Below are 535 nucleotides of genomic sequence, written 5' to 3' on the forward strand. Positions count from 1 at the left end.
TGCCATGCTTATCTCTCCATTAATGGGCCCAATCGTGGGCGTGGGATTCTCTGTAGCTATCAATGATATCGATACCCTTAAAAAATCTCTTGTAAACCTGGGAGTAATGATCTTCTTAAGTGTACTAACTGCGTTTCTCTATTTTACTATTTCTCCTATTAAACAAGAGACACCAGAGTTGGTCGCTCGTACCTTTCCTACGCTTCTCGATGTGCTTATTGCCATTTTTGGAGGTACAGCGTTGATCATTGCAAAGACCAAAAAAGGAGCGATAGCGAGTGTGATCATGGGAGTTGCAATTGCCACTGCTCTTATGCCGCCCTTATGTACTGTAGGTTATGGACTTGCTACAAAGAACTGGCAATATGCTGGAGGAGCCTTTTACCTGTTTTCAATTAATTCGGTTTATATAGCCTTATCCACTTTTGTTGTTGCCAAACTTTTGCGTTTTCCTTTAGTGAAATATGCTAACAGTAAACGCCGAAAAAATACCGCCAGGCTTGCTTCTTTAATTGCCTTACTCGTAATGATCCCA

The 535-nt window shown here is 41.3% G+C and carries 1 protein-coding gene; it reads left to right on the forward strand.

Annotation, left to right across the window (positions count from 1 at the left end; translation table 11 throughout):
* Window positions 1–535, forward strand: a 535-nt coding sequence (locus HC176_RS15950) for a DUF389 domain-containing protein (RefSeq protein WP_167919989.1), incomplete at both ends; no start/stop codon positions are given.

This window comes from Tamlana crocina, from assembly GCF_012037625.1.